The 22,985-nt window shown below is 73.3% G+C and carries 19 protein-coding genes; 11 read left to right on the forward strand and 8 right to left on the reverse strand.

What is annotated here, in order from left to right:
• Nucleotides 1-31 precede the first annotated feature (31 nt).
• The 6 genes from ACIGEZ_RS29315 to ACIGEZ_RS29340 are packed head-to-tail and all read left to right on the forward strand — an operon-like array spanning nucleotide 32 to nucleotide 4,133.
• On the forward strand, nucleotides 32-505 hold the full coding sequence (locus ACIGEZ_RS29315) for a cupin domain-containing protein (RefSeq protein ID WP_399836829.1): 474 nt from the start codon (nucleotides 32-34) through the stop codon (nucleotides 503-505).
• A complete protein-coding gene (locus ACIGEZ_RS29320) occupies nucleotides 502-1,770 on the forward strand; it encodes a beta-ketoacyl-[acyl-carrier-protein] synthase family protein (RefSeq protein ID WP_399836831.1) in 1,269 nt (422 codons plus the stop codon). Before ACIGEZ_RS29315 ends, ACIGEZ_RS29320 begins: the two co-directional genes overlap by 4 nt.
• Entirely contained in the window at nucleotides 1,767-3,014 is a 1,248-nt protein-coding gene (locus ACIGEZ_RS29325; protein ID WP_399836834.1) for a ketosynthase chain-length factor, read from the forward strand. The genes ACIGEZ_RS29320 and ACIGEZ_RS29325 overlap by 4 nt, the downstream gene beginning before the upstream one ends.
• 25 nt (nucleotides 3,015-3,039) lie before the next feature.
• Entirely contained in the window at nucleotides 3,040-3,300 is a 261-nt protein-coding gene (locus ACIGEZ_RS29330) for a phosphopantetheine-binding protein (RefSeq protein ID WP_399836836.1), read from the forward strand.
• A 1-nt stretch (nucleotide 3,301) separates the two neighbouring features.
• On the forward strand, nucleotides 3,302-3,778 hold the full coding sequence (locus tag ACIGEZ_RS29335; protein ID WP_399836838.1) for an SRPBCC family protein: 477 nt from the start codon (nucleotides 3,302-3,304) through the stop codon (nucleotides 3,776-3,778).
• A gap of 22 nt (nucleotides 3,779-3,800) precedes the next feature.
• A complete protein-coding gene (locus ACIGEZ_RS29340) occupies nucleotides 3,801-4,133 on the forward strand; it encodes a TcmI family type II polyketide cyclase (RefSeq protein WP_399836841.1) in 333 nt (110 codons plus the stop codon).
• Between the two features lie 82 nt (nucleotides 4,134-4,215).
• Here ACIGEZ_RS29340 and ACIGEZ_RS29345 read toward each other — a convergent pair whose 3' ends face one another.
• Together ACIGEZ_RS29345 and ACIGEZ_RS29350 are read right to left on the reverse strand one after the other, a co-directional pair.
• Entirely contained in the window at nucleotides 4,216-5,244 is a 1,029-nt protein-coding gene (locus ACIGEZ_RS29345; RefSeq protein WP_399836844.1) for a methyltransferase, read from the reverse strand.
• A gap of 66 nt (nucleotides 5,245-5,310) precedes the next feature.
• On the reverse strand, nucleotides 5,311-6,375 hold the full coding sequence (locus ACIGEZ_RS29350; RefSeq protein ID WP_399836846.1) for a nitrous oxide reductase family maturation protein NosD: 1,065 nt from the start codon (nucleotides 6,373-6,375) through the stop codon (nucleotides 5,311-5,313).
• Nucleotides 6,376-6,682: 307 nt separating this feature from the next.
• On the opposite strand from ACIGEZ_RS29350, the gene ACIGEZ_RS29355 reads away from it, so the two are divergent.
• Both ACIGEZ_RS29355 and ACIGEZ_RS29360 read left to right on the forward strand, forming a co-directional pair.
• On the forward strand, nucleotides 6,683-7,225 hold the full coding sequence (locus tag ACIGEZ_RS29355) for a sortase (protein ID WP_399836849.1): 543 nt from the start codon (nucleotides 6,683-6,685) through the stop codon (nucleotides 7,223-7,225).
• A gap of 98 nt (nucleotides 7,226-7,323) precedes the next feature.
• Nucleotides 7,324-8,010, forward strand: coding sequence for a class F sortase (locus tag ACIGEZ_RS29360; protein WP_399836852.1), 687 nt, complete (start codon nucleotides 7,324-7,326; stop codon nucleotides 8,008-8,010).
• Between the two features lie 29 nt (nucleotides 8,011-8,039).
• On the opposite strand, the gene ACIGEZ_RS29365 is transcribed toward ACIGEZ_RS29360, so the two are convergent.
• Both ACIGEZ_RS29365 and ACIGEZ_RS29370 read right to left on the reverse strand, forming a co-directional pair.
• On the reverse strand, nucleotides 8,040-9,605 hold the full coding sequence (locus tag ACIGEZ_RS29365; RefSeq protein WP_399836855.1) for a mucoidy inhibitor MuiA family protein: 1,566 nt from the start codon (nucleotides 9,603-9,605) through the stop codon (nucleotides 8,040-8,042).
• Nucleotides 9,606-9,612: 7 nt separating this feature from the next.
• Nucleotides 9,613-11,718, reverse strand: coding sequence for a DUF4139 domain-containing protein (locus ACIGEZ_RS29370; protein ID WP_399836857.1), 2,106 nt, complete (start codon nucleotides 11,716-11,718; stop codon nucleotides 9,613-9,615).
• A gap of 108 nt (nucleotides 11,719-11,826) precedes the next feature.
• On the opposite strand from ACIGEZ_RS29370, the gene ACIGEZ_RS29375 reads away from it, so the two are divergent.
• On the forward strand, nucleotides 11,827-12,180 hold the full coding sequence (locus tag ACIGEZ_RS29375; RefSeq protein WP_399836860.1) for an MmcQ/YjbR family DNA-binding protein: 354 nt from the start codon (nucleotides 11,827-11,829) through the stop codon (nucleotides 12,178-12,180).
• A gap of 45 nt (nucleotides 12,181-12,225) precedes the next feature.
• Here ACIGEZ_RS29375 and ACIGEZ_RS29380 read toward each other — a convergent pair whose 3' ends face one another.
• The gene (locus ACIGEZ_RS29380; RefSeq protein ID WP_399836863.1) at nucleotides 12,226-13,323 is read right to left on the reverse strand and encodes a PI-PLC domain-containing protein; all 1,098 of its coding nucleotides are present in this window, start codon (nucleotides 13,321-13,323) and stop codon (nucleotides 12,226-12,228) included.
• Between the two features lie 137 nt (nucleotides 13,324-13,460).
• Here ACIGEZ_RS29380 and ACIGEZ_RS29385 point away from each other — a divergent pair, with 137 nt between their 5' ends.
• Both ACIGEZ_RS29385 and ACIGEZ_RS29390 read left to right on the forward strand, forming a co-directional pair.
• Nucleotides 13,461-14,711 (forward strand): phospholipase D-like domain-containing protein, encoded by a 1,251-nt coding sequence (locus ACIGEZ_RS29385; protein WP_399836866.1) that lies wholly within the window; start codon nucleotides 13,461-13,463, stop codon nucleotides 14,709-14,711.
• A gap of 176 nt (nucleotides 14,712-14,887) precedes the next feature.
• Complete coding sequence (locus ACIGEZ_RS29390; protein ID WP_399836869.1) at nucleotides 14,888-16,300, forward strand: amidase; 1,413 nt, start codon at nucleotides 14,888-14,890, stop codon at nucleotides 16,298-16,300.
• Nucleotides 16,301-16,309: 9 nt separating this feature from the next.
• Here the strand turns inward: ACIGEZ_RS29390 and ACIGEZ_RS29395 are convergent, their stop codons facing one another.
• The 3 genes from ACIGEZ_RS29395 to ACIGEZ_RS29405 all read right to left on the reverse strand — a co-directional run bounded on the left by ACIGEZ_RS29395 (nucleotide 16,310) and on the right by ACIGEZ_RS29405 (nucleotide 22,803).
• The gene (locus ACIGEZ_RS29395) at nucleotides 16,310-18,109 is read right to left on the reverse strand and encodes a SpoIIE family protein phosphatase (protein WP_399836872.1); all 1,800 of its coding nucleotides are present in this window, start codon (nucleotides 18,107-18,109) and stop codon (nucleotides 16,310-16,312) included.
• Between the two features lie 132 nt (nucleotides 18,110-18,241).
• Nucleotides 18,242-20,692 (reverse strand): SpoIIE family protein phosphatase, encoded by a 2,451-nt coding sequence (locus tag ACIGEZ_RS29400; RefSeq protein ID WP_399836875.1) that lies wholly within the window; start codon nucleotides 20,690-20,692, stop codon nucleotides 18,242-18,244.
• Nucleotides 20,689-22,803 carry a SpoIIE family protein phosphatase gene (locus ACIGEZ_RS29405; protein ID WP_399836878.1) on the reverse strand — a complete coding sequence of 705 codons (2,115 nt, stop codon included), beginning with the start codon at nucleotides 22,801-22,803 and terminating at the stop codon, nucleotides 20,689-20,691. Before ACIGEZ_RS29405 ends, ACIGEZ_RS29400 begins: the two co-directional genes overlap by 4 nt.
• Nucleotides 22,804-22,985: the final 182 nt, after the last annotated feature.

Here is a 22,985-nt window from a genome sequence, read left to right on the forward strand (position 1 = left end):
CACGTCACAGTCACACTCGGAGGTATCAACCATGCTCAAGCAGCGACCCCGCATCGTGAACCTGAGCGAGACGGAGCCCAACCGCAGGCGCGGAGGTGACCTGCGGGCCATGCTCACGCCGGCCACCGTCGGCTCCACCAGCGGCTTCATGGGCCTGGCCATCGTGCAGCCCGGTGAGCGCATCGGTGAGCACTACCACCCGTACTCCGAGGAGTTCGTGTACGTCGTCTCCGGCGCGCTCGAAGTGGACCTGGACGGGGACACGTACGGGCTCCGGAGCGACCAGGGGCTCCTGATCCCCATCGACATGCGGCACCGGTTCCGCAACGTCGGCGACGTGGAGGCCCGCATGGTCTTCCACCTGGGCCCGCTCGCCCCGCGGCCGAGCCTCGGCCACGTCGACACCGAGGTCGACGAGGACGGCGAGCTCGCCGCCGCCGCCGGGCCGCACCTGTCCGTGGGAGATCCCGGGCAGTCCCCGAAGCGAAGCGGGGCCATCGAGTGACCCGGCGCGTGGCCATAACCGGCATCGGTGTGGTCGCTCCGGGAGGCATCGGAGCAACGGCGTTCTGGGACCTCCTGTCCAACGGCCGTACCGCCACCCGTGGCATCACCCTGTTCGACCCGGCCGGCCTGCGCTCCCGCATCGCCGCCGAGTGCGACTTCGACCCGCTCGCGCACGGCCTCGACCCGGAGCTGCGCGACCACGCCGACCGGTACATCCAGTTCGCCGTGGTCGCCGCCGGGGAAGCCGTACGCGACTCCGGACTCGACACCGGGACGGAGGACCCGTGGCGGGTCGGAGTCTCCCTCGGCAGCGCCGTCGGCGGCACCACCCGCCTGGAGCACGACTACGTCCTGGTGAGCGAGCGCGGGCAGCGGTGGGACGTGGACCACCGCGCGGCCGACCCGAAGCTCCACCTGGCGTTCTCGCCGAGCACGCTCGCCTCTGTCGTCGCCGAACAGTTCGGTGCCCGCGGCCCCGTGCAGACCGTCTCCACCGGCTGCACCTCCGGCCTCGACGCGGTCGGCTACGCCTTCCACACCATCGAGGAGGGCCGGGCGGACGTCTGCATCGCCGGGGCGTCGGACTCCCCGATATCGCCGATCACCATGGCCTGCTTCGACGCCATCAAGGCGACGTCACCCGACAACGACGACCCCGAGCACGCCTCCCGGCCGTTCGACGACCACCGCAACGGCTTCGTGATGGGCGAGGGTGCGGCGGTCCTCGTCCTGGAGGAGTACGAACACGCCCGTGCGCGCGGAGCGCACATCTACTGCGAGATAGGCGGCTACGCCACCTTCGGCAACGCGTACCACATGACCGGGCTGACCGGCGAGGGACTGGAGATGGCCCGCGCGATCGACAGCACGCTCGACCAGGCCCGGCTCGACCCCACACAGATCGACTACGTCAACGCGCACGGTTCCGGCACCCGGCAGAACGACCGGCACGAGACCGCCGCCGTGAAGCGCTCCCTGGGCGCGCACGCGTACGCGACGCCCATGAGCTCCATCAAATCCATGGTGGGGCACTCGCTCGGCGCGATCGGCGCGATAGAGGTCGCCGCCTGCGTCCTCGCGCTGACACACCAGGTGGTACCTCCGACGGCGAACTACGAGACCCCCGACCCCGAGTGCGACCTGGACTACGTGCCACGCACCGCCCGCCCCCGGAAGCTGAGGAACGTGCTCTCCGTCGGCAGCGGATTCGGCGGCTTCCAGTCCGCGGTGCTGCTGACGGGGCCGGGCGGGAGGTCACGATGAGCACCCACCACCCACCGCGCGCGGTCGTCACCGGCATCGGTGTGATCGCACCCAACGGCCTGAGCACCGACGCGTACTGGAAGTCCGTACGGGAAGGCCTCAGCGTCCTCGACCGGATCACCCGCGAGGGATGCGAGAACCTGCCGCTCAAGGTCGCCGGCGAGGTCCGGGCCTTCGACGCCTCGACCCTCATCGAGGAGCGGTTCCTCGTCCAGACCGACCGGTTCACCCACTACGCCATGGCCGCGGCCTCCCTCGCCCTCGACGACGCCGGCCTCTCCGGCGAGGACCCGGAGGACCCGTTCTCCATCGGCGTGGTCACCGCCGCCGGGTCCGGCGGCGGCGAGTTCGGCCAGCGGGAGCTGCAGAAGCTGTGGGGGCAGGGCTCCAAGTACGTCGGCCCGTACCAGTCCATCGCCTGGTTCTACGCAGCGAGCACCGGCCAGATCTCCATCCGCAGCGGCCTCAAGGGGCCCTGCGGAGTGGTCGCGAGCGACGAGGCCGGCGGCCTTGACGCCCTCGCCCACGCCGCCAGGGCCGTACGGCGCGGGACCGGCGCGGTGGTCGTCGGCTCCGCGGAGGCCCCGCTCGCCCCGTACTCGATGGTGTGCCAGCTCGGCTATCCGGAGCTCAGCACCGTCGAGGACCCGGACCGCGCGTACCGTCCCTTCACGACGGCGGCCTGCGGCTTCGTGCCCGCCGAGGGCGGCGCGATGCTCGTCGTCGAGGACGAGAAGCGGGCCCGCGACCGGGGAGCGGCCGTCCGGGCCACCGTGGCCGGCCACGGCGCCACGTTCACCGGCGCCTCGCGCTGGGCGGAGTCCCGTGAGGGCCTCGCCCGCGCGATCCGCGTCGCGCTAGACGAGGCCGACTGCGCCCCGGAGGAGATCGACGTCGTCTTCGCCGACGCCCTGGGCGTACCGGAGGCCGACCGCGCCGAAGCCCTCGCGATCGCCGACGCCCTCGGAGCCCACGCCGCGCGCGTACCCGTCACGGCGCCCAAGACCGGGATCGGCCGGGCCTACTGCGGGGCGCCCGTGCTCGACACCGTGGCCGCGGTGCTCGCCATGGAACACGGCGTCGTGCCCCCCACCCCCAACGTGTACGACATCTGCCACGACCTCGATCTGGTGATGTCCCGCGCTCGCCCCGCCGAGCTGCGCACGGCACTCGTCCTCAGCAGGGGACTCATGGGATCCAACGCGGCGCTGGTAGTGCGCCGCGGCGGCGACTCCGCCCGGTAGGACCGGGCGGGAAGGAGAGAAACGCATGATCACCACCGAACTGACCTTCGGCGAGCTGGCCGCCCTGATGAAGCAGGCCGCCGGCGTCACCGTCGACCCGCGGGAGCTCGAGCAGACCTCGGAAGCGCCGTTCAGCTCCCTCGGCCTCGACTCGCTCGGCCTGCTCGGCATCGTCGGCGAGCTGGAGAACCGTTACGGCACCGCGCTGCCCACCGACGCGGAGCGGTGCAAGACGCCCGCCGAGTTCGTCGTCCTTGTCAACAGCACCCTCAGGACGGGAGTCTGACGTGTCCGGTCACACCGACAACAGCATCACCATCAACGCCCCCTTCGACCTCGTCTGGGACATCACCAACGACATCGAGAACTGGCCCCGGCTCTTCAGCGAGTACGCCTCGGTCGAGGTGCTCTCCCGCGAGGGCGACTCGACGACGTTCCGCCTGACCATGCACCCGGACGAGTCCGGCAAGGTCTGGAGCTGGGTGTCGGAGCGGACCGTGGACCGGGCCGGCCGGACCGTCCGCGCCCGCCGCGTCGAGACCGGGCCCTTCGCCCACATGAACATCAAGTGGGAGTACGTCGAGATGCCGGGCGGCATCCAGATGCGCTGGGTGCAGGACTTCGCCATGAAGCCCGACGCGCCCGTCGACGACGAGTGGATGACCGACAACATCAACCGCAACTCCCGCACGCAGATGGCCCTCATCCGGGACCGCATCGAGCAGGTCGCCCGCGACCGCCGGCAGGCACCGGTCCGCGGCTGACCACCACCAGGAAGGACACTCGATGCACCACGCCCTGATCGTCGCCCGCATGGCGCCCGGTTCGGCGCCGGCGATCGCCGACGTGTTCGCCGCCTCCGACCGCGGCGAGCTCCCGCACCTGGTCGGCGTGACCCGGCGCAGCCTGTTCCAGTTCGGCGAGGTCTATCTGCACCTGATCGAGTCCGAGCAGGACCCGGCGCCCGCCATCGCGAAGCTGGCCGGACACCCCGAGTTCCGGGACACCAGCGAGAAGCTGTCGGCGTACGTCAGCGCGTACGACCCGAAGACCTGGCGCAGCCCCAAGGACGCCATGGCGCACTGCTTCTACCGCTGGGAGCGGGACGCCGGTTCCTGAGCGACGTCCGGCAGTGAAACCCGAGGCCGCCCGCCCCGCGACAGACGCGGAGCGGGCGGCCTCGGGTTTCGCCGCGCGCGGGCTAGCTCGGCACGGTGCACTCGAAGGCGTGGAGATACGCGTTGACCGCGCGGATCTCGCCGATGACGAGCCCCGCGTCCGTCAGCCGGTCGAGCATGCTCTGCCGGGTGTGCTTCGCGCCACCGACGTTGAGGAGCAGCAGGAGGTCCATGGCGGTCGTGAACCGCATCGACGGGGTGTCGTCCACGAGGTTCTCGATCACGACGACGCGGGCGCCGGGCTTCGCCGCCTTCCGGACGTTGGCCAGCGCCCTGCGGGTGCTGTCGTCGTCCCACTCCAGGATGTTCTTGATGATGTACACGTCCGCCTGGACCGGGATGTCCTCGCGGCAGTCCCCGGGCACGACACGGACCCGGGAGGCCAGCGAACCGCCCGCCCGCAGGCGCGGATCGGCGTTGCCCACCACGCCCGGCAGGTCGAGCAGGGTGCCGTGCATGCCGGGGTGACGCTCGAGCAGACTCGCCAGGACGTGCCCCTGGCCGCCGCCGATGTCCGCGACCGAGGCGACGCCCCGCAGGTCGAGCAGGTCGGCGACGTCCCGCGCGGACTGCTCGCTCGACGTCGTCATGGCCCGGTTGAACACGTACGCCGACTCGGGCGCGTCCTCGTTGAGGTACGCGAAGAACTCCCGGTCGTACACGTCCTCGAAGACGTTACGGCCGGAGCGCACCGCCTCGTCGAGCTTCGGCCAGACGTCCCACGTCCACGGCTCGGTGCACCACAGGGCGATGTACCTGAGGCTGTGCGGATCGTCCTCGCGCAGCAGCCGGGACATCTCGGTGTGCGCGAAGGTGCCGTCGGGGAGCTCGGTGAAGACCCCCTGGCAGGACAGCGCGCGCAGCAGCCGGCGCAGTGTCCGCGGCTGGGTCTTCACCGCCGTCGCCAGGTCCTCCACGGTCATGGGCGTGTCGCCCAGCGCGTCCGCCACACCCAGACGGGCGGCCGCGCGGACGGCGGCGGCGCACGCCGCCCCGAAAACGAGCTCCCGCAGCCGCATGGGCGGTGGGGGAGCCGGATCAACAGTCGTCATCTGCTGCCTTGCCTTTGCTGTCGTGCCAGGGGTGGGGGTCGGGGGAGTGGAGGGGACCGGAGTGGGTCAGCACATCCCCGCGGGCTCCGAGACCTTGCAGGTGTTGCCGTGGAAGGTGTTGCCCGTGCCGGTGTCCCGGTTGGCCACATCGGCCGTGCTGTTGCGCAGCACGACGTTGTCGCGGATCTCGTTCCGCTCGTTGAGGGCGCCCACGAAGCTCTTGAACAGCACGATGCCGCCCGACAGCGGGGAGCTGCCCACGTTGTCCTCGACCGTGTTCTCCGCCACCACCGTCTGCTCGGCGCCGGTGAGCACGATGCCCGAGCCCTGCAGGAACGGCAGTCGGGGGGTCTTCGGGCAGTACTTGTTGTTGGCGTGGACGTGGTTACGGCGCAGGGTCATCGCCCCGGCGCGCGGCGTGGACTCGTCGCCCACCACGAACACCGCCGCGCAGTTCCCGGTCGCCTCGTTGTGATGGACGGTCAGGTTCCGCAGGCGCCGCACCGTGACGCCGATCCGGTTCCCGGACACGCGGTTGTGGCTGATCACCGTGCCCTGGGTGTCGGTGGCCCCGGCCTCCGTGTCGGTGGTGTTGGAGACGAAGAGACCGGCGTCGCCGTTGTCCCGGGCGATGTTGTGGCTGAGCACGCTGCGCACGGAACGCTCCTGGGCGATGCCCCAGTTCCCGTTCTTCTCGGCGATCACCCGCTGGACCCTCAGGCGGTCGGTCCACGACGCCCACAGGCCGTTCTTGGTGAAGCCCCGGACGGTCAGGGAGCGCACGGTGACGCCCTCGACGGGGCTGTCCTTCGTCCCGGTCACGCAGATGCCGTTGCCGGCCTTGGCGCACGCGTTGTCCGGGGTCTCGGCGGGCTCGAGGACGGTGGGGAAGACGCCCGATCCACGCAGCGTCAGGTCCGCGGTGGTGATGCGGACGCTCTCACGGTAGGTGCCGGGCGAGAGCACGATGGTGTCCCCCGGCTTCGCGGCGTCCACTGCCTGCTGGATCGACGCGCCGGGCTTCACCCGGTGCACGGTCCGGTGGTGGCCGGCTGTCGGTGCGGCGGCGCCCAGCCCGGTGGCCACGACAACCGCGGCGCAGGCGAGGTGGGCGATCTGTCGTCTGGTCATATGCCGAAGCTATGAGGGGGTGTTCCGGCCTGCCACCGCTGATCCCCCGGGTGGGCAGGCCTGTCCCCCGGAAGGCTTTCGGCTAGGCCGTTCGCCCGCCGCGGACCCCTGCATTCCGCACGCCGCGCCCGCCACCGTGACCTGCGGTGACGAGAGCACAGGGGGAGAAGATCACTCCGACCGGGGGACACCTGCGCGCGCTTCTCGCGTTGCGGTGATCACGGGCGGGAGATTGCCTCGTGCACGGAGCACAGCACAGGCGCCGCGCGGACCAGCCGGCCGGGAAGGCTCCGTAGAGGAGAGAAGCATGCGTCTCGCACGTAGCGGTCTGCAGGCCGCCCTGATCGTCGCCGCCCTCACCCTGTCCACGCCCACCGCCCTGGCCGCCGTCGCGGAACCCGCCGCAGGGGAGTCCGTCGGCGACGTCCAGATCTCCCCGGGGAACGCCGCCCCCGGCACCACCGTCACCGTCACCACCTCCGCCTGCGGCGACGAGACCTACGGCAAGGGCGAGTCGGAGGCGGGCGGGCAGTTCCACCTGCTGCCGGGTGACCGGCAGGGCGTCCTGGTGGGCGAGTTCCAGGTACCCGAGGGCGCCACCTCCGGCACGGACACCGTGACCCTCAAGTGCCCGCCGCGGGTCAAACAGACCGTCACCTACCAGATCTCCGGCCGCCCGAACGGTGCCGTCGACGCCGGCTACGGCTGGGCCGCCGGGGCCGGCGGAGCCGGCGGGACCGCCGACAGGGGCACCCAGCTCGCCCTGGGCGGTCTGCTGCTCGGCGGAGCCGTCGTGGGCGGAGTGATCCGCATGCGCCGGCGCTCCGCGGCCTCGAAGACCTCGGCCTGACGACACGCCCGCTTCCGGCCCCGGCCCCCGCCCTCCGGCTCGTCCGATGAGGCCGGGGGCCGCGGGGGCTCCGGGAACCCAGCGAAGGCACCACCATCATGAGGAAAGGCTCCGGGCCGCCGAAGACCACCGGCCCGACGCCGGGGCGCAGCCCGTCGTTCACGACGCTCGCCTGGACCGCGCTCGCCGGATGCCTGCTGATGGCCCACGCACAGCGCGACGACCCACCCCCACAGCCCACGACGGCCCAGTCCCGCCCGCCCGTCGCGCGGACCGCTCCCCAGGGCGGCCGGGGAAGCGCCCCGAACCACACCGGCGTTCAGCCGCTTCCGGCCTCGGACCCGGTACGGATCCGGATTCCGGCCGTCGGGGTCGACGCCTTCCTGACCCGCCTGGAGCTGGACGCGGCGGGAACACTCAAGCCGCCGCCCGCGACGGCCCCGGCCCTCGCCGGCTGGTACGCCGCCGGAACCACGCCCGGCTCCCCGGGGACGGCCGTCGTGGCAGGACACGTCGACACCCCCTACGGCCCGGCCGTCTTCCACCGGCTCGGTGCCCTCGGACGGGGAGCCGAGATCGGGGTCGTACGCGAGGACGGACGCACGGCCCTGTTCACGGTCGACGCGGTGGAGCTCCACGCGAAGGACGGCTTCCCCGACGACCAGGTGTACGGCAGCTCCGGACGCCCCGAACTGCGGTTGATCACCTGCGGCGGCAGATGGTCCGGCAAGACCGGCTACCAGGCCAACACCGTCGTCTACGCGACGTTGACCGCGGTGAAGTAGCGACATCACTCCACGGCCGGTGAAGCGGCTCAGAGCCCGGTGACGTTGGCCTTCGCCGACAGCTCGTAGACCAGTGTCACCGTGCGGCGCCCGCCCGGCGGGAGGACGACGTCCCACCGCGCGATGCCTTCGGCGTCGAAGGCGTCGGGCGCCGGGGAGCAGGCCTCCTTGCGCAGCCGTACCTCCACCGCCGCGACCTCGGAGACCGGGATCCGCTCGCGCAGGGCGACGCGCCGCTCGCCGTGCTCCCCGGGGGCGGAGAAGCGGGAGAGGTGCAGCCGGACCGTGCGGGTGACCACGGTCCGCTGGGTGAACCCGGCGGAGTCGCGGGACTCCTCGGCCTCCCGGATCACCCGGCAGTCGTCGCGGCTGCCGAAGGCGAGCTCGCACGGGGCGCCGGGGGCGGTGAACTCCAGCGTGCCGCGCCCGCCGAACCCGCTGCCGCGGACCAGGTCCACGGGCCCGGCGAGCAGGGCGTGCCCGGACCGGTTGTCGAACCGCACCACCTGCGTTACCAGCTCGGACAGCTCGGGTGAACACGCGTACTCGCTGCTCGCGGCCGTGGTGAAGGAGGACAGCGGCACCCGGTGGGCCCGGCCGTCGCCGGGCACGCAGACCGGTGCGGGCGCGTGCAGCACCCGGGCCTCGCCGCCGTCGTCCACGCCCGGGAGACCGAGCACAGCGGCGGGCGGACCGAGGTCCCCGATCTCCTCCTCGCGCAGCTCGACGTCGACGGTACGGCGCTCGGCGGCGGAGCGGTCCCTGAGCGTCAGGCGGTCCTCGACCAGGTGCGGCGGATCGGTGGCCAGCGCCGACCGGGCCGTCGACAGCGTCAGCCGTACGTCCGACCAGTCCTCGCCGGTGCGCTGCCAGACCATCGCCTCGGTCTCGAGGGTCAGGGCGTCACCGTCGAGCACGGCCCGGTAGGCGGGCCGCCACAGCGCGCACGGAGTGAGGTGGCTCAGGCGCAGCGCGACCGGTCCGGCGACCGCGGACTCCACGGTCAGCTCGACATGGCCGACCAGTTCGGCGGGCTGCTCCTCGGACAGCCGCAGGGCCCGCCGGGTCTCGACGAGTTCGGCGCCGAGGGCGGACAGCCGGGCCTCCACGGCGCGGAGCCGTTCCGCGTACGTGTCCCGCTCGTCGTCCACCCGGTCCAGTTCGCGGGCCCAGCGCGGTCCTTCGCTCTCCCCGTGGCCGGTGCCTTCGCCGATCTCCCGCAGCACGTCGGTGGCGAGCCGCCCGAGCAGGTCGAGGCGGGCCCGCAGCCGGTCGCGCCGCTGCTCCAGGGTGAGCCGTTCCCGTTCGAGGGCGTGCTCGTGCTGCCGCAGGGCGGAGTCGTCGGCGGAGGGCGGCAGCGGGGCGCGCGGGGTCCAGTCGCGGACGATGCGGACATCGAGCACGGTCGCGGGGTGATCGGCGGTCAGCTCGGCGTGCAGGGTGCGGTCGACGGCCAGCGCGCTGACCGGTCCGAGGCGCAGCCGCTGGACCCCGGCAGCCAGGTCGAGCACGGTGGCGCGCTCGACGTGGGCGCGGTCCTCAAGGCAGGTGACGGCGGTGACGGGCAGGGCGATCGGCTCTGGGGCGGTGGACATGGTGGGGTCAGCTCCTGCGGTTGCCGCCGGCCACGGCCTTGCCGGCCGGGATGCGGATCTCGTAGCCGCCGTCGAGGGCGGTGGTGCCGCCGGCGGGCAGGTCCACCCGCCAGAGGCGTGTGCCGGGGGCGTGGTGCTCCGGCCCCGTGCCGTCCTCGGGCTTCGTCCAGTCGGCCCGCTCCTCGATCCGTACGTCCGGTTCGGAGGTGACGGGAACCCGCTCGTGGACCTCCACGGTGACGGGCCGCGCGAGCCGGTTGGCCAGCTCCACGTGGACGCGGTGGTCGAGCACGGTGGTGTTGTTGCGCAGGCCCGCGGTCGACTCGTGGAGGTTCGTGCGGCGGGTGACCCGGATGCCCTCGGCCGGCCCGAGACCCACCCGGCGGACACCGCCGGGGGCGAGTGTGGGCAGGGCGGCGGTCAGCAGGAAGTCGTCGTCGACGGTGACCTCCACAGGGCCGGCGAGGAGCGCCTGGTCGGTGGCGTTGGAGAGCACCAGCGTCGCGTACACCGTCGGCTCCACGGACGGCACGCAGAGGTACTCGGTGCGCAGGCCGACCGGGATCTCGGTGACGGTGACGGTGTGCCAGGTGCCGTCCGACGGAATGTCCGCGCGGGCGGCGGCGTCGAAGCGGTGGTCGAAGGAACCCGCCGACAGGCGGGGCCGCACGGCGTGCCCGGGCAGCGGTAGCGCGGCCACCGCCTCGGCGCGGCGGCGGTATTCGGCCGCCACGGGGTCGACGGGAGCGCCGGGAAACAGGCGGCCGCGGCGCGTGCCCTGCCCGTCGGGGCCGCTCAGGACGAGGGCGGCGTAGTCGAGCTCGGCGTCGCTCGGCTGCGGCGGACCGGCCGGCGGTGCCGGCGGTGGCGCGGCCGGCGCCGCCGAGCCGGGGGCCTGGGGTGCCATGGCGGCGGGCGCCCCGGCGAAGGACCTGCCGCCGCCACGGGGCCTGCCGCCCGGCTGCGCGGGGGCGGCGGGGCGTGCGAGGCCGGGCGCCCCGCCGCCGAAGGCCTCCGGGGCGGAGCCGTACGCGCCGCCGGGCGCCGGGAGCGCCACGGGCGGCGGCCCGCCGTAACCCTGCGACGCCTGAGGGGCCGGCGGCGGGGGCGGTGGCGGCACGGGCCCGGACGCGCGCCCGCCCGCGACGGCCCCCGCCACGGGCACGGCCGTGGCGGCAGGGGGACGCGGTCCGGCGGCGTCGTAGCCGGAGAACAGGTCGGAGAGCCCCGCCGGGGGCTCGCGCCAGCCCGAAGGCGTGGGGGCGGCCTGGGCGCGTCCGACACGGATCGAACGGAGCCTCGGCAGGTCGGTGCGCCGGCGCAGATCGGCGGTGGCCAGGGCGACGCGCACGCCGGTCCAGTCCTCGCCGGTGCGCTGGGCGACCGAGGCGCGCAGCACCAGACGGCCGCTGCCGTCGCCCTGACGGTGGGTGAGCCGGTAGGCGGGCACCCAGACGGCACCCGGTACCCCGTACTCCAGCTCCACTTCGGCGTCACCGGTGCCGGCGAGGGTGAGGACGGCGCAGACCGTGGTGTCCACGTGCGCCGACGGTGCGTCGGTGGAGGCGCGGACGAGCCGGTCCTCGGCGACGGTGAGATCGTGCGCGGCGCGCTCCACGGCCTCCTCCAGCTCGACGAGGCGGGCGTGCAGGGCCGTCAGGCGGTCGTCGACGAACTCGGCGAGCTCCAGCCACGCGTCGACCGGGGTGCGGCGGTGCGGGTCCTCGCGTTTGCGGGCAGGGGGGACCGGATGCAGGGCCCTGACCTCCTCGATCCGGCTGAGTTGCCGGTCCCTGCGGGCCTCTGCTGCCGCGTACGCGTCGAGCAGCCGCTCGGCCTCGCGCCGCGCCTCGTCGGGCGCGCCTGCGCCGCTACCGGTGGAGGGCGGCTCGGCCTCGACCTCCACCCGGGCCTCGGTGACCCGGACCCCGGGTGCGCCCGTGACACGGGCCCGCAGCGAGCCCGGATCCAGCGAGCGGGGCAGGCCCGTCACCCGCACCCGCCCGTCCGGCGGCACCACGCCCCGCGCCAGGCGCCGGCAGAGCGCGCCCTGCGCGTACACCACGACCGCGTCGAGGGTCGAACCCCACCTCTGTACCGGCTCCGCCGTCATGTGCTCCGCCCCCGTCGCGTCCGTACGGGCGAAGCCTACGCCGGACCGGTCCCCGCGTCCGCTTCGGGACCGGAGCGCGATGTCAGCGGCCCGTCGTACGGTCAGGGCATGAGCACCTCCGACGAAGTCCGTGAACTCGCCCTCGCGTTGCCGGAGACGACCGAGAAGGAGGCCTGGGCCATGCCCACCTTCCGGGTCGCCGGCAAGATGTTCCTCACCCTGCCCGAGAACGAGACGTCGATGGCCGTCCGCTGCCCGAAGGAGGAGCGCGACGAGCTCGTCCTCGCCGAACCCGGGAAGTTCTGGGTCGCGGACCACGAGGCGGCCTTCGCCTGGGTACGGGTCCGCCTCGCCGCCGTCGACGACGCGGGCGAACTCCGTGCGATCGTCGTCGACTCCTGGCGTCAGGCGGCTCCGCCCCGGCTGCTCCACGCCCACCCGGACCTCGCACCCCCGGGATGATCGGAAGGGCACGGCCCGGCCACCGACGCCAGGGCGCCGGGACGCTCAGCGGCTCGCGTCGAGCTCCGCGACGATCGAGGCGGGTGTGTGGCCGCTGCCGTCGGACTGGCGGTGGAAGTCGACGGAGACGTAGTTGGGGCGACGGCCCCCGGTGGCGGTCCGGCACTGGTCGGCGATGCGGTTCCTCAGCTTGGCGCCGTTGTCCAGGGCAGCTGTGAGGACGGTGGGCACGTTGCGGTGGTGGCTCATGGTGAACAGGCGCCGGAACCCCGGCTCCTGGCGGTCCAGGGGCACGTCGGGCCAGCGGGTGACGCACGCGAGGTCGTTGCCGAGGTCCCCGAGGCTCCAGTAGTTGCTCACCGTCCAGGACTTGTCGTACATGACGCCCAGCTGCTCGCGGTCGGACCGGTCGGAGAAGATCAGCAGGCGCTTCCCCGCGGTGACGAGGTCGGCCACCTTCGGCCAGCCGTGCTGCCGTACGCCCCAGTCGTCGGCACGGAACAGCAGCTCGGACAGGCCCCTCACCCTGCCGAGGGAGTTCCGCAGCTGGTCGGCGCTGACGTAGTCCTCCAGGAAGACCGTCACCACGTCCTGCGGATGGGAGGCGAGGAAGTCCACCACAGTCTGCATCGTGCCGTGGAAGGACTGCCGGGGCAGGGCGTACGTGGCACCGGCGAAGGTCTTGCAGTCGCCGTGGCACAGGTACACGTCGCTGGGGTAGCAGTCGCTGCCGAAGCTGATGACGCACAACCAGGTGCTGCGCTCGTACCAGTGGGTGTCCAGGCTCAGGCCACGGACGCCGATGTCGAGCTGGGCGCGCACCGACTCGGACTGGTTCACCGAACTCCAGCGGGAGTCCTCGTAGTTGGTGAACGCGTTGTGGGTGGTCAGGAAGGCGACCTCGTCCAGGCGGCGGTCGCCCCACCGCTCGGAAGCGGCGGCGGAGGCGGCGGCGGAGGTGGGGGAGGGAGAGGAGGCGGAGGCGGGGGCTCCGGCCGGGGGCGAGGCGGCGGTCGCGGTGGTCGCCGCGCAGAGGAGGGCCAGCAGGAGCAGGCACACCAAGGCGGGCAGGCCGGCTCTTCGCGGGTGGGCGGTGCGCGGGGTGTCCGTGCTCCCGGGGTGGCGCATGTCCATGTCAATCATGCGCGGGAGGGTAGCGCGGGGAGGGACGATCCGCCCGCACGCGGACGTGTTCGGCCGGTATCCGACACCGCCCGTCGCGCCGTCACGGCCCGACGCTAGGGTCGGGCGGTCAACCAGTGGTATACGAAAGGGGATTCATGTTCTCCGGCATCCGCCGACGCGTGTACGCGGCCGGCACGGCACTGATACTGGCGGCGGGCGTCCTCGCCTCCGCGCAGAGCGCGACCGCCGAGGAGGCGCAGCCGGCGGAGGTCTCCGCCGTGCCGGCGATGGGGCCGGTGTTCAACGACCCTACCTCCGCCGACCCGGCCCGACAGGACGCGATCAGGACCCGGGTGCGCGAGTTCATCGCCGCGGCCGACGCCGGCTCGACGATCCGGATGGCGATGTACCACCTGTGGGACACCACGGTCGCCCAGGAACTGTCGGACGCCCACACCGCCCGTGGGGTCGACGTCCAGGTCGTCCTCGACGAGACGACCGTCAGTGATCCGGCGGGGAACCCCGACTCGTACGACACCCTCAAGTCCGCCCTCGGAACGGACCGGACCAGGAGCTCGTTCGTGACCCTGTGCGCCAAGGGCCGCTCCTGCCTGGGGTCGAGCGCGAGCGGGATCAACCACAACAAGTTCCTGCTCTTCAGCAGCGTCGCCGGCGGAGCGGCGACGCAGGTGGTGCTGCAGATGACGGCCAACCTGACGCCGTCGAACCACTCCCGCTACTGGAACAGCGCGATCGGCTTCGCCGGCAACGCCACCCTGTACGAGGCGTACACCTCCTACTTCGCCAAGCTGGCGGCGCAGGACCGGGCCGGATGGGACTACACGTACGCCGGCGCCGGCGACTACAAGGCGTACTTCTTCCCGCGCGCAGGAACCACCGACACCACCGACACCGTCGTGAACGCCCTCGACAACGTGGGCTGCACCTGGAGCGACGCCGCGGGTACCCACCGCACCGCGATCCGCGCGGCGATGCTGAAGATCACCCGCCAGGCGGTCGCCGACAAGCTGCGGGCGCTCGCGGCGGCCGGCTGCACGGTCGACGTCGTCTACAGCGAGACCGACACCGGCACCTGGAACGCCCTCCACGGCCAGTCCCGGCTCACCACCCGTTGCTACCAGCACGACCACGACGGCGACCCCGCCACCCCGAACCGCATCGTGCACTCGAAGAACCTGATGATCGACGGCATGTACGCGGGGGCGCGCGAGAAGCTGGTCTTCACCGGCAGCCACAACTGGAGCGGCCCGGCCCTGCGCGACAACGACGAGACGATGCTGCGCATCACGACCCCCGCGGTGTACGACGCGTTCGCGGCCAACTTCGGCCAGGCACGCGCCGCCGCCCAGCCCGGTGCGTCCGACGACACCACCGCCTGCCGCTGAGCAGCCGACCCCGCCTGCGGTCCGCCACACCCAGGGGTGCCCCGAACGGAGCACGGCAACGACCGCGCCCCGCAGACGGCGCCGCGCCGGACGCGCTTCGCGTACCCCTCGCGTGCTACTCGCCGGTAGGCAATGATGGTGGTCAACCATCCATACGGCCGGGGGCTGAGGTAACGGTGACGACTTTCGAGGAACAGGCCACGGTGCACGCCTTCCGGGACGACGCCCTGGGCGAGCACGACGCCGTCGGTCTCGCCGACGCGATCCGGCGGGGCGAGGTCGGCGCCGCCGAGGCGGCCCGGGACGCGGCCGAGCGGGTTCGGGCCGTCGAAGCGCGGCTCCACGCGGTCCAGGTGCACGTCGACGCCCCGGCGCACACCACCGGGTCGGGCGGCGTCCTCGCCGGGGTGCCGACCTTCGTCAAGGACAACACCGACTACCTGGGCCTGCCCACCGGCCACGGCAGTGCGGCCTTCACCCCGAAGGCCGCACGGCGGCACGCCCCCTTCGCCCGGCAGTTCCTGAGCAGCGGCGTCACGGTCCTCGGCAAGACCCGGCTGCCCGAGTTCGGATTCAGCCCCAGCACGGAGTACGAGGGCGCCGAACCGGTCCGCAACCCGTGGAACACCGGCTACTCGGCCGGTGGCTCCTCGGGCGGCAGCGCGGCGCTCGTCGCCGCCGGGGCGGTGCCCATCGCGCACGCCAACGACGGCGGCGGCTCGATCCGGATCCCCGCCGCCTGCTGCGGACTCGTCGGCCTCAAGCCGACCCGTGGCCGGGTCGTGGCGAACGCCCAGAGCCGCCAACTGCCGCTCGACCTCGTCTCCGACGGGATCGTGAGCCGTTCCGTACGCGACAGCGCCGCGTTCCTCGCCGCCGCCGAGACCTACTGGCGCAACCCGAAGCTGCCGCCCGTGGGCCTGGTCGAAGGCCCTTCGGAACGGCGGCTGCGCATCGGCTTCCTGCTGGACTCGCCGAACGGCGTGCGGTCCGACACCGCCACCCGGGCCGCCGTCACGCAGACCGTCGCGACGCTCGAACGGCTCGGCCACACCGTGGAGCCGGTGGCACTGGACCTCGACCCCCGCTTCACCGAGGACTTCCTCACCTACTGGGGCCTGCTGTCCTTCCTCCTCGGCGTCACCGGCCGCACCCTCGGCGCTGACTTCGACCGGCACCACATGGACGGCCTCAGCCAGGGGCTGCGCGATATGTACGTCAAGAAGTGGCAGCGCACCCCGGGCGTGCTGCGGCGGCTGAAGCGTACGAGGGAGGCGTACGCGGCGTCGTTCCGCGGGCTCGACCTCGTCCTTTCCCCCGTGCTCGCCCACACCACGCCGCCGATCGGCCACCTCAGCCCGAGCGTCGCCTACCCGACGCTGATCGAACGGATCCTCGCGTACGTCGCCTTCACGCCCGTCAACAACGTCGTCGGCACACCGTCGATCTCGGTGCCGGCCGCGAGCGCGACGGAGAACGGGCTGCCCATCGGCGTCATGTTCTCCGGCCGCCCCGGCAGCGAACGGACGCTCCTGGAGGTCGCGTTCGCTTTGGAGGCGGATCAGCCCTTCCGGCGCATCCAGGACTGAGCAGGCGGGTCAGGAAGGCATGTTCTGTTCCGCCCAGACGACCTTGCCGGTGATCGTGCGGCACGAACCCCATCTGCGGCAGAGCATGTTGATCAGCTGAAGCCCCCGGCCGCCCTCGTCGCTGAGATCCGCATGCTGGATCTGGGGCAGGTCGGGGCCCGTGTCCGAGACCTCCACGACGAGGCGTTCGCCGCGCATCAGCCGCAGTTGGCCCGGTCCCTTCCCGTAGCGCAGCGCGTTGCCGACGAGTTCGGAGACGACGAGTTCGCACACGTCGGCGAGCTCCGCGAGACCCCATGTGGCGAGCTGGTCGGTCACGAGGCCCCGCGCGACGGAGGCGGCGGGGCCGTCCTTCGGCAGCTCCCACACCCGCAGATCGCCTGACGGGAACGGGGAGCCCGTCGCGACGAGATAGACGGCCTCGTCGAACCGGGCGGCGCCGGCCGGTGCGTGGTCGAGCAGCCGCCCCGCTTCGAGCTCCTTGGGGGTGAGGCCGAGCACGGCCGTGCGCAGCCGCTCCAGTTGGCTGTCCAGGTCATCGGTCCGGGACTTGAGGAGTCCGTCCGTGTACATGACCAGCTGACCGCCGTCCGGGACCCGCAGCCGCAGCGGGTCGTACGGGATCACTCCGGCCCCGAGCGGCGCGCCGGTCGGCACGTCCACGAAGGAGGCCGCGCCCGGCCCGTCGACCAGCAGGGGCGGCAGGTGCCCAGCGCTGGCGAGCGTGTACGACGAGTCGGCCGGGTCGTAGACCGCACACAGACAGGTGGCGACCTGCTCGTCCTCCAGGTCGCGGGTGGCCAGGTCGAGGCGCGCCAGGATGCGCTCCGGGGCCAGGTCCAGGGTCATCAGCGTGCGGGAGACAGCCCGCAGCCGGCCCATGGTGGCGGCGGCGGGCAGCCCGTGCCCCATGACGTCGCCGACCACGAGGGCGGTGCGTCCACTGGGCAGGGCCACCACGTCGTACCAGTCACCGCCCACGCCGTGACCGGCGGTCGAGGGCGCGTACTCGGCGTGCACCCGCAGGCCGGGCGTCGACGGAGTCGCCCGTGGCAGCAGGGTGCGCTGCAGCGAGACGACGTGCTCGCGCTCGCGCCCGTACAGCCGGGCGTTGTCGATGAACACGGCCGCCTTGGAGGCGAGCTGTTCCGCGAGGGCCAGATCCGTGGAGGAGAACGGCGGCGTTCCGGGGCCGCGCACGAAGTCGGCGCTCCCGAGCAGCAGCCCGCGGGCGATCAGCGGCACGGCCAGGTAGCTGTGCACACCGGCGGCCCGCATCTTCGTGGCCGCGCTCGCGGTGGGCGCCACGCGGGCGAAGTCGTCGTCCTTCATCCGGCTGAGCAGGACCGGCTTGCCCTGCCGGAGGCAGTAGCGGTGGAGCAGCGTCTCGTGCTGCATCTCCTCGTGCAGGAACGTCTCACCCACCGGTGTCGGTTCCAGTGACGAGAGCTCGTCGACGGCGCACAGCGCCGTGGCCCGCATCGCGGGGATGCCCGTCCCCGTCCAACGGGCGCCCTCGTCGCCGCGCAGGACGCTCTCCAGGATGTCGACGGCGGCCCCGTCGGCGAACAGGGGCACGGTGAACTCGGCGAGCTCCTGCGCCGTGCGCTCCAGGTCCAGGGTGGTGCCGATCCTGGAGGTTGCGGAGTTCAGCCAGGCGAGCCGGCTGCGCGTGGTGAACCGGTCGGGCGGCACATGGCCCCGGCCACGGCGAAAACGCGGGCTCGCGCCGCCGGCGCCGTACGCCGGCGCACCGCTGCCCGTCGAGGCCCGCCCGGTCCGGCGCCGCTTACGGCTGCCGCCGTTCACTCTTTCGGCCTCCAGTCACGTCTCGACGCTCCTTGGTGCACAGTGTGCCCCGGAAGGGGCGGGGACGCTTGCCGAATGGGCGGGCGGAGAACTCGCGGGCCGGGGACCCCGCGGTCGCTGACCGGCGCGCGGTCAACCGGCGGCCGGGGGGAAGTCCTGTTCCGCCCAGATGGTCTTGCCCTGCCGGCTGTACCGGCTGCCCCAGCGGGTGGTGAGCTGGGCCACCAGATAGAGCCCACGCCCGCCCTCGTCGGTCAGCCGCGCCCGGCGCATCCGGGGGTGGGTCGCGCTGGGGTCGGAGACCTCGCAGATCAGGCGGCCCGCGCGGATCAGCCGTACGTCGATCGGCCCGCCGGCGTACCGGATGGCGTTGGTGACCAGCTCGCTCAGCACCAGCTCGGTGGTGAACACGAGCTCGTCGAGTCCCCACGCGTGCAGCCGCGTCGTGGCGGCCTCGCGTACGGTGCCGACCGCCGCGGGATCGGCGTCGATCGTCCAGGAGAAGGCGTCCTCGGCCGGTATGGCGCGGGTACGGGCGAGCAGCAGCGTGACGTCGTCCCCGAGCCCGTCGGCGGGGCGGCCCGCGACGATCTCGCGGCCGAGCTCCCGCAGGGAACCGGTGAGGGCACCGGGCCGGGCCAGGTGACCGGCGAGCTCGGTCATGCCCGCGTCCAGGTCGTCGTCCCGCCCCTCGATCAGTCCGTCGCTGTACAGGGCGAGGACGCTGCCGGGGGCCAGGTCGGCCTCCGTCGTCTCGAACGGCAGACCGCCGACACCCAGCGGCGGACCGGGGTCGACCGGCAGGTACGACACATGGCCCTCCGGGTCCGCCACGGCGGGCGGCGGATGGCCGGCCGAGGCCACCACGCACTGCAGGGACACCGGGTCGTAGACCGCGTACACGCAGGTCGCGCCGGTGGGGGAGGAGGGGTGCCGGATGCGCCAGCTGTCGCCCTGGTCGTCGTCGGCGTCCGCGCCGCTCTCCCCGTCCTCGATGTCCGACTCGTCCGGTTCGGCGAGCAGTTGGCCGACGAGGTCGTCGAGGTGGGTGAGCAGCTCGTCGGGTTCGAGGTCGAGGTCCGCGAGGGTGCGCACGGCCGTGCGCACCCTGCCCATGGTGGCCGTGGCCGCCAGGCCGTGCCCGACCACGTCCCCCACGACCAGGGCGACCCGCGCGGAGGACAGCGGGATCACGTCGAACCAGTCTCCGCCGACGCCGGTGGTGGTGTCGGCGGGGAGGTACACCCCGGAGGTGGTCGCCGCGGCCGTCTCGGTCTGCGTGGGCGGCAGCATGCTGCGCTGGAGGCCGACGGCGGCGCGGCGCTCGCGGGTGAAGCGGCGGGCGTTGTCCAGAGCGAGGGCCGCACGGTCGGCGATCTCGCGCAGCAGGTCCCGGTCGGCGGCCTCGTACGTTCCACGGTCGGCGTGCCGGCCCAGGGACACGCGGCCGAGCACGATGCCCCGGGCGCGCAGCGGGGCCGTCATGGTGAACGGATAGCCACCGGCGGTGGCGCCGGCACCGCCACCGGCATGGGCATCGGCATCGCCGCCGGTGTCGGAGCCTTCCCGGTCGGCGACGAGGCCGGCGTCCGTCGTGGCGGGCTCGATTCCTTCCGCGGGCCGCCCAGCCACCGCCGTACGGCGCAGCAGCAGCCGCCCGTCCTTGTCCGGCACCGGTTCCTCGCCCAGGGACACCGCGTCCGCGATCTCCACGACGGCGATGTCGCCGAGGCCGGGCACCAGTGCGCCTGCCAGTTCCCGGCCCGTCTCCCGGACCGACAGCGAACCGCCGACGCAGGTCGTGGCACGGTGCAGCAGCGCCAGGCGCTCGCTCGAACGGCGCAGCTCGGTCACGTCGGTGAAGAGGGCCGTGACCCCCAGGACCCGCCCGTCCGGGCCCTGCAACCGGAACGCCGAGATCGTGATGACCACTCCTGCCCGCGGATCGTCGAGGGTCCGCAGGACCTCCTCCACCCCGATCATCGGCTGCCCCGTGCCGAGGACCTCGCGCAGCTTCTCCTCGATCGCCCCCGCGTCCCCGGGCCACAGGAAGTCGCCCAGACGCCGGCCGGTGAGATCGGAGGGCACCCCGGTGTACGGCAGGAGGTGCGTGTTGGTGCGCAGCAGCCGCAGCCCCGTGTCGAAGACGGCGAGTCCCACCCGGTCCTGGAGGAACAGCTCGCTGACGAACGCGCGGTCCTGATGCCAGCGGGCGGCCAGTGACGCCGGCGCGGCCAGCACCAGGCATCCCGCTCCCACCCCCTCCGTCCCGCCCGGCGCGCCGTCGTCCGCCAGCCCGAACGCCTGGAACACGACCGGCAGCTCCTCGCCCCCGCTCGTGCGCAGCACCGCCTCGCCAGCCCGGGCCCCCCGCTCGTACGCCTTCACGAGCGCCGGCCAGGACGCGGGGTCCGCGAGCAGCGCGCGCGCCGGACGGCCGACCACGTCGGCGCCCGTCCGGCCGAGCAGCGTCCGGGCCTCCGGTGTCCAGCCGCTGATCCGTCCCCGGCCGTCGACCAGGACGCCGGCCGTCCCCTCGGAGAAGGGCAGGAGGCCGTCGCCCGGGACGGGTGTGTCGTTCACGGTGCCGCCTCCTTCGGGCCTTCGTCGATGCCGGACAGCGGCCGGGCGCGGGCGATCAGCAGGGCGACGTCGTCGTGGCCGTCGGTGCCGCGGAGCGCGTCCAGGAGCAGGTCACAGGTCTCCTCCAGGGGGAGGGACGGCCGGTCGAGCAGGTGGGTGAGGGTGGCGAGCCGTACGTCGATGTCCTGGTCGCGGGTCTCCACGAGGCCGTCGGTGTACAGCACCAGTTCGTCACCGGCGGCGAACGGGATCTCCTCGTTCCGGAAGGCGACGCCGCCGACGCCCAGCGGCGCCCCCGTGGAGAGGTCGAGCAGGCGCGGTCCCCCGCCCGCGGGCACGTGAACGGGCGGTGGGTGGCCGGCGTTGGCGATGCGAAAGCTCCCGCGGTGGGGGTCGTACACGGCGTACACGCAGGTGGCCATCGCGTCGTCCAGATCGACGACGGTACGGTCCAGCTGGGTCAGGACCACGGCGGGGGACAGGCCGAGCCCGGCGAGCGTGCGGGCCGCGGTGCGGACCTGCCCCATGGTCGCCGCGGCGTTGATGCCGTTGCCCATGACGTCGCCCACGACCAGGGCCGTCCTGTCGTCCGCCAGCGGGATCGCGTCGAACCAGTCGCCGCCGACCTCGACGGCCGCGGACGCGGGCTGGTAGCGGTAGGCGACGTCGAGCCCCTTCAGCCGGGCCGGACCGTGCGGCAGCAGATGGCGCTGGAGGGCCAGGGCGGCCTGGCTCTGGCGCCGGTACCAGCGGGCGTTGTCGATGGCCACCGCCGCGCGCGCCGCCAGTTCCCCGGCCAGCAGGACGTCGTCCCGGTCGAACGGCAGCGAGTTCCGCGCGCGCTTGAGGTCGAGCACGCCGAGGACGACACCGCGCGCACGCAGGGGCACGGCGAGGTACGAGTGGATGCCGGCCTGCCGCAGGAGTACGGCGGCGGTCGGGGAACGCGCGATACGGGCGAGGTCACCCTCGGTGACATGCTCGACCAGGACCGGGCGGCCGGTCCGGGCACACTGGGTGACCAGCCGTTCGGCGCCGTAACGGGCCGGTTCGCCCACCGGGTCCGCGGCCTCGTGCGCCGGCGTGGCATACGCGGCCTTCACCGCGAGGGCGCGGAACACGGCCGGCCCCGAGGCGCTGGTCCCGCCGGGGTGCGGACCGGTCAGGATCTCCTCCAGGACGTCGACGGCCGCGATGTCGGCGAACTCGGGCACCACCAGATCCGCCAGTTCGTGCGCGGTCAGGTCGAGGTCGAGCGTGGTGCCCACGCGCTCGGAGGCGTCGGCGATGACCGCGAGACGGCGTCTGGCCTGGGCGGCCGCCTTGGCGGCGTGGTGCTGGTCGGTGATGTCCACGACGGAGGCGGCGACCCCGACGATCCGCTGGCCCGCGAGCTCCAGGCGGTACAGCGACATCGACCAGACCTGCTCCCTGCCGCCGGGGCGAACGGGACCCCGCACGCTCCTGGAGAGCAGGGGATGCCCCGTCTCTAGCACGTCCCGGAGCGCCGACTCCACCGCGTCGCCGTCGGGCGAGTCGACCACCTCGCGGAACGTGCGGCCCAGATGTCCGGCGACGGTCCGGCCGTCGATCCGCTCCAGCGCGGGGTTGACCAGCACGAACCGCAGTTCGGGGTCGAGCACGGCCAGGCCGATCGGGGAGTGGGCGACCAGCCGCGAGGACAGGGCGAGGTCCCGTTCCACGAGTCTCACGGTGGCCTGGTTGGCGGCAAGGCCGAGCGCGTACAGACGCCCCTGGTCGTCCTGGAGCCGGGTGCTGCGGAACTCCACCAGGACCGTACGGCCGTCCTTGTGCCGTACGGGGAAGACGTCGGCCCAGGGCCCGCCGCCCGCCATCACGCGGTCGAACATCGACAGCATCAGGGCCCGGTGACGTTCCTCGACGAGCAGCCGGGCCGCCGGTCGGCCCAGCGCCTCGGCCGCCGGATATCCGAAGAGCGCCTCCGCCTGAGGGCTCCACAGGACGATCCGGCCGGTCGCGTCGAGGACGACGGCGGCCACTCCGAGTACGTCGAGCAGCCCGCCGGGTTCCCCTGCGGGCTCACCGCTCGCCGGGTCCGGGCCGGCCGGGGGAAACGCCGCCGCGCTCATCCAGACCGCATCCCTCCTCCGCCCCGCCGCCACCGCGCGCCCACGGAGCGGGTGCACGGGTCCCCTCCATCATCGCGCCGCAGGAGCGGACCGCCAGTCGTCAGGGGCGGACAGCGGAGTCGGCTGCGGGGTTCCGGCCGGCACTCGACGGCCGCCGCGACCGGTGCGGGGCCCGGGCAGCG

This window comes from Streptomyces sp. NPDC085481, from assembly GCF_044541845.1.
Lineage (GTDB): Bacteria > Actinomycetota > Actinomycetes > Streptomycetales > Streptomycetaceae > Streptomyces.